Below are 7,137 nucleotides of genomic sequence, written 5' to 3' on the forward strand. Positions count from 1 at the left end.
TACGTATTGCTATATAAAAAAGCGCTTGCAAGATCTATTCATTAAATGAAGGAAAATGAAGCTACCCAACCATCATATTGAGGTTGTATTTTGTAGATAATTTTATGCATTAAAGTAGGTTTTAGATTTCCATATAAATACGTGGGTTTCAGAATCTTTTATGTGCTATCTTGAATAAATTCACTATCAGGCACTATAAAATGATAATGTTTTTTGTCATTTACTGTTTGAATATAAAGAGGTAGTGCTTCTTTTTCTTGGTGTAATTTCTTGTGTTTTTGGTTTTGTCAAATTGGGAGTTTTGACGAAATTTTGTTGATTGGGTTTTTGGGTTTGGTTATTAGTTAATTGTATTTTTTCTGATGATCTAAAGGTTGAATATCTTTTTGTAAACTTAATATTAATAACAATAATACTAATATTATTGATGAAATAACACATAAAAAAGACACTAATTTATATTTTTGATTAAATAATTTAATATTCAAAATATTTGTTTCCTTAATAAAAAATAAAATAATAGGGTTAAATGAATATTAAATAATTATTTTATTGTAGTTTTTTAACTATCTAGCTAAAGTTTTTTGAATGTTTCTGTAATTAAAAAGATTTAAGGAGGATATCTATATATTTTTTTAATTTGGCAAGTTTGTTTTTTGTTACTGTTATCAAATCAAAAAATTATTATAAAAATGAGCCATTCATTATGCTTTCTAAAGAAAAAGAATTTTTACTAAACTTGTTATTTTAAAAGATTTTTTAAAACAATCTAAAATTGGTGTTTTGTTTTTGCTGAGATGTTAATTATTTTATTGTTGTTGTTTTTATTTTTTTGGTATAGAATTATTAAAATTTTTCATAATTATTTAAGGTATTATATCAAATAAAATAAAAAAAGACCTTTCAATTAGAAAATTCTTTAAAAAAATTATTTATTATTTGGGTAGTTTTTCAATTCAATTAGGTACGAAGTTTTTTTATACATTTGTAATTGTTGATATATATTTGATCTAATAATTTATTATTGAATTTATGTTGTTTTTCATCGTTTAAATTGCAGAATTGTTTGGTAATTTCTCTTTATTGCCTCCTGTCGATTATAATGGCATGAGAAATGTTTGTTTTTATCAATTCATAAGTAGCCAAACGAATAATTGCTCTGTCTACTTTGTTACAGGGATTTATTTTATAATCATATAAACTTTTTGTGATGATTTCATCAATAAATTTAAGCTTGGTGATGATTTTTTGAAAAAAAGTAAAAATGGGATTGGGATTTGTTTGTGACAAAGTCAAATTATTTTTGGTAAAAATCATATTGATATAATAATTTCATCACTAATTCGTAATAACCGTGATTCTTTTTTATTTTGAGGATGTTTCATGGTAAATTATTTAATGTTTGAGTAAGGTTATTTTACTTTTTCCCAGTCTAAGACACTAAAAAAGCTTCAATATAATCAACTCTACGATTTTGATAACTTAAATAATAAGCATGTTCCCAAACATCTAGACCCAAAAGAGGGAGTTCCTTGGTTTAGAACTAACATCTTGGATTAGGAGTAAAGTAATTGCAAAGTTTCTTGTTGTGAGTTAATACAAGCCAAGCCCAACCGCTTCCAAAAATGGTTTTAGCAGCATTAGCAACTTGTCTTTGAAAGAATCTATAGAACCAAATTCGCAGTCAATCATTTCTTTTAATAATCCTTGAGGAGTATTGCCATTATTTACTTTTAGAATGTTCCAAAAAAAAGAATGATTAAAATGTCCGCCACCATTATTTCTTAACTGTTTGTCTAATATCTTGTGGTACTAACGATAAATCAGTTAGCATTTGTTCCAAAGATAAATTTAGTTGAGGTGTTTTTTGAGAGCATCATTAAGGTTATTAATGTATGTTTGATGGTGTTTTGAGATGATGTAATTGCATAGTTTGAGTATCAAAAAAAAAGGTTCTAAAGCATCATATTGATAAGGAAGAGAAAGTAGAATAAAGTTCATTTGTTTGCTCCTTTAATGGTTAATGAAAAAGATTTTTTGGGGGGTAGTGTTGGAATGAGGGGTTAATTGTGATAAAATGGAATAAAAAAAGCTTACTGTTTGTAATTATAACAAACAATGTTTTGTGTGTTTTGTCTTTTGTGTTTTTTATCTAATTTATTTTGTCGCGCATTTGGTAGTTTGCAAATAGTTATTCAGATTTAACTTCTAAAGCTTTAAGTCCTGCTAAATTGAAACAATCCCCAAGGTTTGTTGAAATGGGGTTGGAAGAAAAAGTCAACAAAAGCAAGTTGTTCTACTGTCATTTGGTTTTGCCGCAAACACTTAAAGTATTCACCAGTTAAATCAACGCGAGAAACAACTCCCAAAATTTTACGAGTTTCTTTGTCAAAAACAAGCTTTAACATTACAGCATCATAATCAGGCATAAATTCAGGTCTATTAGCATCTTTGATTGTAACAGTACCATGGTTTTACCTAAAGCTTTGGCTACATTTTCAGTAAGTCCTGTTGAAGAAATACTCAAATCAATAATTTTAATGCCACTTGTTGTTCCTTGAGTTCCTAAATATTTTAAGCAAGGTTTTCAATGTTAAGTCCTACCGTGTTCCCATTCATGCAGCAGCATTAGTTGCTAAAGGCATGTATTTTACTTCTTGGGTAGAGGTTGTAATAAACGTTAACACAATCGCCACAAGCATAAACATCAGGGTCTGAAGTTTGCATATATTCGTTAACAACTAAAGCACCATTAAAGGATGTTTCGGATGATGAACAAATAATTGAGTGTTGGGTTTAAAGCTGATACACATAATTACCATTTCGGTCTCAAAAGGTGTTTTTATCAGTTTTACATGAGTCACTAAGCATCACTTGAGTTTCAGATCCTGCTATTTTTGTCCTAATGCTAGTGTAACTCTGTAGTAGTTAAAGGTTTTGAGCTACGCAATGTAAATTCTTTGTCTAAATATTTAGACATAATTCTATCTTCTGCGTCTACTAAAACTACTTCTTTTTTTGTACCGCAAATGTCTTCAGCTAACTCAATTCGATATAGCCAGCGCCTACTACTGTGATTTTATTAACGTTTTTGCTGTAATTAATAATATCTTTGGCATGATCAAGTTTTAGACATTAAAACATTCCTTTAATAGGAGGAATAACAGGCCAAGAACCAGTTGCAATTACTAATTTATCATGTGGATTTTCTTTAAACTGTTTGCCAGTTTCTAAACTTTGAACTAAAACTTCTTTTTTGTCAAATCTAGTTTTAATACTTCATGTTTAAGTTTGGTACAAACATCCATACTTACCAGTTCATCAGGATTTATGAATAAAAAAGTCCTAGACTGTCTTTGATAACTCCTCCAGCATACCGACAATTCCACAAAGAAAGAAAGAATCGTTTCTTTCATATACAACATAACATCAGCTTGGGGATTGTTTTTTTAATTGTTTTTACTGCAGCAGTTCCTGCATGAGTACAACCAACAACGATAACTTTCATATTTTTGTTGTGCTCCTTTGTATTTTTTTCTTTAATTTTTATTTTTTGCTTTGCATACACTTTTAATTATACCTAAAAAACACTTGACAAAATAAATAAAATTGTAGAATAATAAAAAAAATAAACGAATTTCATTATGATGTGCTTTTGTGGCAACTTTTAAAATAACAAGGGCTAAGGCGTAATTATCGGTGTGAGTGATGAAATTAAAATGGGGTTGAAAAAAGTGGTGCATGTGTTGTTTTCACATAAGGAGCGCCGTTTTTGTCGTTAAGAATAGACCAGTTGCAATAGTTTTGGCAAGTAGGGTCGATTTTTTGGGGGGTTTGAAAAACCTTTAAAAAAAGCTTCTTTGACCACCTTCCTACCTGCTAAGGTAAAGTTGGCTTTGGGGATTTTGAGGAATGATTTGATAAATTTGGTGTTCTTCTGAGGATAAAATCCTTGCTGCTAAAATGTCCTTGCCTATTTTTTTAATTTTTTTAATTTCAACTAAATCTATGCCGATATTTTCCATATTTATTTTTTCCTTAGATGGTGCCAAAATTTAGGAGTTTCAATTTCACAAGCTAGTTTTGATTTTTGAAAATAATAATTTGATCGATTTGACGTTATTGCTTGTGTTTGTAGTATATTTTTGAGTTAATTCTTGTAAACTTGCATCAGGGTTTTCTTTCTTAATAACATAATTTGCAATAATTTAGGTTCAAAGGTTGGGAAGTTGTTTTTGGATTTTACATTTTAGGATTTTTCATTTTTAAGTTCGTATTTTTGGGTTTGAGATTTGGGGTTTGAAAGCGTTTTTCCAATCAAATTAAATTTGTTGTAATTGTAAATTGGCAGAAGTAAGAATTTTTTTTTCATTTGAAATTTCAAAATTAATAGAGGATTTAATAATGTGGTTTAAGTCTTTTTGAATTATTGTTTTTTCGTATTGAAAAACTATTTCCAAAGCGCCGATTAACCTTAAAAAATCAATAATCATTTACGAGATTCTTTCGAAATAAACTAAAAAACCTTTTTGATTAATTTTTTTGGCGTTAAAGGCTGAAATGAAGCACATCAAAGTTTTTAATTAATTTAATTTTGTGGCAGTCTTTGTGAAAAAATTCTAGATGATAATTAGTTTTTTTGGGGTCGTTTACAAAACCTATGCATAAAAAATACCTCTTAAAAATGCTTTTTGGCTTTTTTGGCTTTTGAGCAAAGGTAAAAAATCGCTTGGAGTTTGAGTAAAAAAAATGATGTTTTTTCTAAAATAAAGGGAATGTCTTTTTTCAATTCCTACATGAATGCTTTTAAATGTGGTAAATTATATTCTTTGCTAGTCATCAAAAAAGTTGGTATTAGGATAAAAAGTTTTGATTAAAATAAGGAAACGCCTAGCAATTTTGGATACTTTTGGTTTGGAACCACAATAAAGTTTTTTGGTGGTTTTTTTTTCTAATTCACAGCCAAAATGTAATAAAGCTGTCAATTCAAAAAAATTTTCTATGGGTAAGAATTTTTGACAAGCAATTTCTTCTTTAATTTTCATGTTAAAGATATTGGCACCTTTATTCTTGGATTTTTTATTTAGTGTTTTAGAGGTTTGGGGTTCAGTGAGGAGTTTTTAGGCAAAAAAACGGTGATTTTTTATAATTTAATTTGGCTATTTTCTATAATTTGTTGTAATTCTTTTCTTCGATAATAGGAATTTGGGTTTTTGGGCTTTGGTTAGTTTAGAACCAGCATTGATGCCAACTATTAAAATAATTGGTTTGTAAAGATAAACTGTTAGTTATAATTGCTCCCATTTGTTCTAAGATTTGTTGGATTTGAAGACGGGAATATTTTTGGAGAGTTCCTGTTAAAATGACATTTTTGTTAGTAAAAAAATAGTTTAGGTGTAGTTGGATTTTAGGGGTTAGTGCTTTTGAAAAGAAACTCCTAGTGTTTTGAGCTTGGAAACCTCTTCTAAATTACAAGAATTGGAAAAGTATTGTTGGATGCTTTAGACAATTTTTATTCCTATATTTCTCTTATTTGAGTAATTAATTCTGGTGTGGCTTGTTGGAGGTTTTCTGACTCGTTTGAAAATGTTTGCCAAAACTTGAGATACTTTTTTGCCAATATGTTTTATCCCCAAAGCAAATAAAACATCTTCAAATCCTTTGCTTGCTTGCTTGCTTCGATAGCATCCAAAATGTTAGTAATTTTTTAGCGCCAAAGCCTGGCATTTCTTGCAAAATATGCTTGTGTTTTTTTTAATAAATAAAGGTCAGAAGGTTTGGCAATTAGGTTTTATCAAAAAAAGCAATGATGGTCTGTTCTCCTAAAACGTTGATATCCATAGCATTTTTGGATACAAAATGAATGAGTTTTTGGATTTTTTGCTCGCGACAATTTGGGTTGAGGCAAAAATAATCAACTTCACCTGGTTGTTTTTCTAAAATTGTTTGACAAGCAGGACATTTTTCAATCATTAAAGTGGGTTTTTGCAAATCAGTTCTTTTACTTTTGATAACTTCTAAAATTTCAGGAATAACCGAGCCTTAGCTTATGAACTATGACATGGTCTTTTTATTCTGATATCTTTTTGCAAATGTAGTCATAATTATGTAAAACCACTTTTGAGACCAAACTTCCATCTACCATAACAGGCATAATTTTGCAAACTGGAGTTATAACACCAGTGCGTCCCACTTGAAAAATGATGTTTTGAACTATGCTTTGGCTTTTAATAGTTGCAAATTTGTAAGCAGTTGCCCATCTGGGAGCTTTTGGCAGTGGCACCAATTAAAGAATGAAAGGCAAGCTCGTTAATTTTAATGACAATTCCATCAGTATCGTAGGTAAGTTGTTCCTTAATGGTTTTGTATTTTTCAATTACACTAAGCAAATTTTCAAAATTAGAGACGCAACTATAAGTAATAGAGGGATTTTTTTGTGGTAAATCTAAAACGGATTAAAAAATCCAAAGTCTCTTTTTGGGTAGGTTTAGTCAACAAGGATCTGAAATGCCATAGACAAAAATAGACAAATTTCTGAGCCACAATTGATGAATTAAGTTGTCTTAAAGTTCCTGAAGCAGTATTTCTGGGATTGAAAAAAAGGGTTTGTTTTCTTGTTTTCTTTGAGCGTTGAGTTTTTTCAAAGCGGGATGGGATAAATAAATTTCTCCCTAACTTCTAACGAGATCTTTAATCTTAGTATGAATGGTTTTAATGGTCTGGGCATTTTTGTAATGTCTTCCCCAAATGCCGTTTCCTCTTGTTAAAGCTTGCACTAAAATGCCTTTTTTGATATTTTAAACTTATCGCTACGCCGTCAATTTTTTAATTCAGTTAACAAAGAAAAGTAGGAATTTTTTTGGACAATACGGTCATAAGCTTTTGAGTTCTTCAAGATTAAAAACATTTCCCAAAGACATCATTGGAGTTTTGTGTTTAATGGTGCTAAATTTTTTTCTACAAAACCACCAATTTTTAAAGTGGGCTGTAAGGAAGTTTGAACTGGGGATATGGGTTTCTAAATTGATTAGTTCTTGAGTAAAGCATCGTATTGTTGGCTTAGATCGGGATTGCTTATATTATAGTATTGGTAATTGGCTTTGGTGAGTTGTTTTACCAAGGATTTAATTTTTTGGT

The 7,137-nt window shown here is 29.5% G+C and carries 13 protein-coding genes and 1 pseudogene; all 14 read right to left on the bottom strand.

Translation table 11 applies throughout. The annotated features are described in order from the left end of the window. Positions 1–1,080: 1,080 nt before the first annotated feature. Positions 1,081–1,317, bottom strand: coding sequence for a transcription antitermination factor NusB (locus ACEW7V_RS01685; protein ID WP_374695676.1), 237 nt, complete (start codon positions 1,315–1,317; stop codon positions 1,081–1,083). Between the two features lie 115 nt (positions 1,318–1,432). After that, positions 1,433–1,684, bottom strand: a pseudogene (locus ACEW7V_RS01690) (superoxide dismutase). Positions 1,685–1,851: 167 nt separating this feature from the next. Continuing rightward, positions 1,852–2,001 carry a hypothetical protein gene (locus tag ACEW7V_RS01695; RefSeq protein ID WP_374695677.1) on the bottom strand — a complete coding sequence of 50 codons (150 nt, stop codon included), beginning with the start codon at positions 1,999–2,001 and terminating at the stop codon, positions 1,852–1,854. Between the two features lie 215 nt (positions 2,002–2,216). Continuing rightward, entirely contained in the window at positions 2,217–2,429 is a 213-nt protein-coding gene (locus ACEW7V_RS01700; RefSeq protein ID WP_374695678.1) for a hypothetical protein, read from the bottom strand. 199 nt (positions 2,430–2,628) lie between these two features. Next, positions 2,629–2,727, bottom strand: a complete 99-nt coding sequence (locus ACEW7V_RS01705; protein WP_374695679.1) for a hypothetical protein — start codon at positions 2,725–2,727, stop codon at positions 2,629–2,631. 515 nt (positions 2,728–3,242) lie between these two features. Then, positions 3,243–3,416 carry a hypothetical protein gene (locus tag ACEW7V_RS01710; RefSeq protein ID WP_374695680.1) on the bottom strand — a complete coding sequence of 58 codons (174 nt, stop codon included), beginning with the start codon at positions 3,414–3,416 and terminating at the stop codon, positions 3,243–3,245. A gap of 906 nt (positions 3,417–4,322) precedes the next feature. Continuing rightward, a complete protein-coding gene (locus ACEW7V_RS01715) occupies positions 4,323–4,493 on the bottom strand; it encodes a hypothetical protein (RefSeq protein WP_374695681.1) in 171 nt (56 codons plus the stop codon). 55 nt (positions 4,494–4,548) lie between these two features. Further along, positions 4,549–4,686, bottom strand: a complete 138-nt coding sequence (locus ACEW7V_RS01720) for a hypothetical protein (RefSeq protein ID WP_374695749.1) — start codon at positions 4,684–4,686, stop codon at positions 4,549–4,551. 146 nt (positions 4,687–4,832) lie between these two features. After that, positions 4,833–5,045 carry a hypothetical protein gene (locus ACEW7V_RS01725; protein ID WP_374695682.1) on the bottom strand — a complete coding sequence of 71 codons (213 nt, stop codon included), beginning with the start codon at positions 5,043–5,045 and terminating at the stop codon, positions 4,833–4,835. Between the two features lie 184 nt (positions 5,046–5,229). Then, complete coding sequence (locus ACEW7V_RS01730) at positions 5,230–5,406, bottom strand: BRCT domain-containing protein (protein WP_374695750.1); 177 nt, start codon at positions 5,404–5,406, stop codon at positions 5,230–5,232. A 378-nt stretch (positions 5,407–5,784) separates the two neighbouring features. Beyond that, positions 5,785–5,973, bottom strand: a complete 189-nt coding sequence (locus ACEW7V_RS01735; RefSeq protein ID WP_374695683.1) for a hypothetical protein — start codon at positions 5,971–5,973, stop codon at positions 5,785–5,787. Between the two features lie 97 nt (positions 5,974–6,070). Continuing rightward, the gene (locus ACEW7V_RS01740; protein ID WP_374695684.1) at positions 6,071–6,283 is read right to left on the bottom strand and encodes a hypothetical protein; all 213 of its coding nucleotides are present in this window, start codon (positions 6,281–6,283) and stop codon (positions 6,071–6,073) included. Continuing rightward, positions 6,228–6,389, bottom strand: coding sequence for a hypothetical protein (locus tag ACEW7V_RS01745; RefSeq protein WP_374695685.1), 162 nt, complete (start codon positions 6,387–6,389; stop codon positions 6,228–6,230). The genes ACEW7V_RS01740 and ACEW7V_RS01745 overlap by 56 nt, the downstream gene beginning before the upstream one ends. Before the next feature lie 22 nt (positions 6,390–6,411). Continuing rightward, positions 6,412–6,657, bottom strand: a complete 246-nt coding sequence (locus ACEW7V_RS01750) for a hypothetical protein (RefSeq protein WP_374695751.1) — start codon at positions 6,655–6,657, stop codon at positions 6,412–6,414. Positions 6,658–7,137 lie beyond the last annotated feature (480 nt).

It is taken from the genome of Areca yellow leaf disease phytoplasma, from assembly GCF_041920595.1.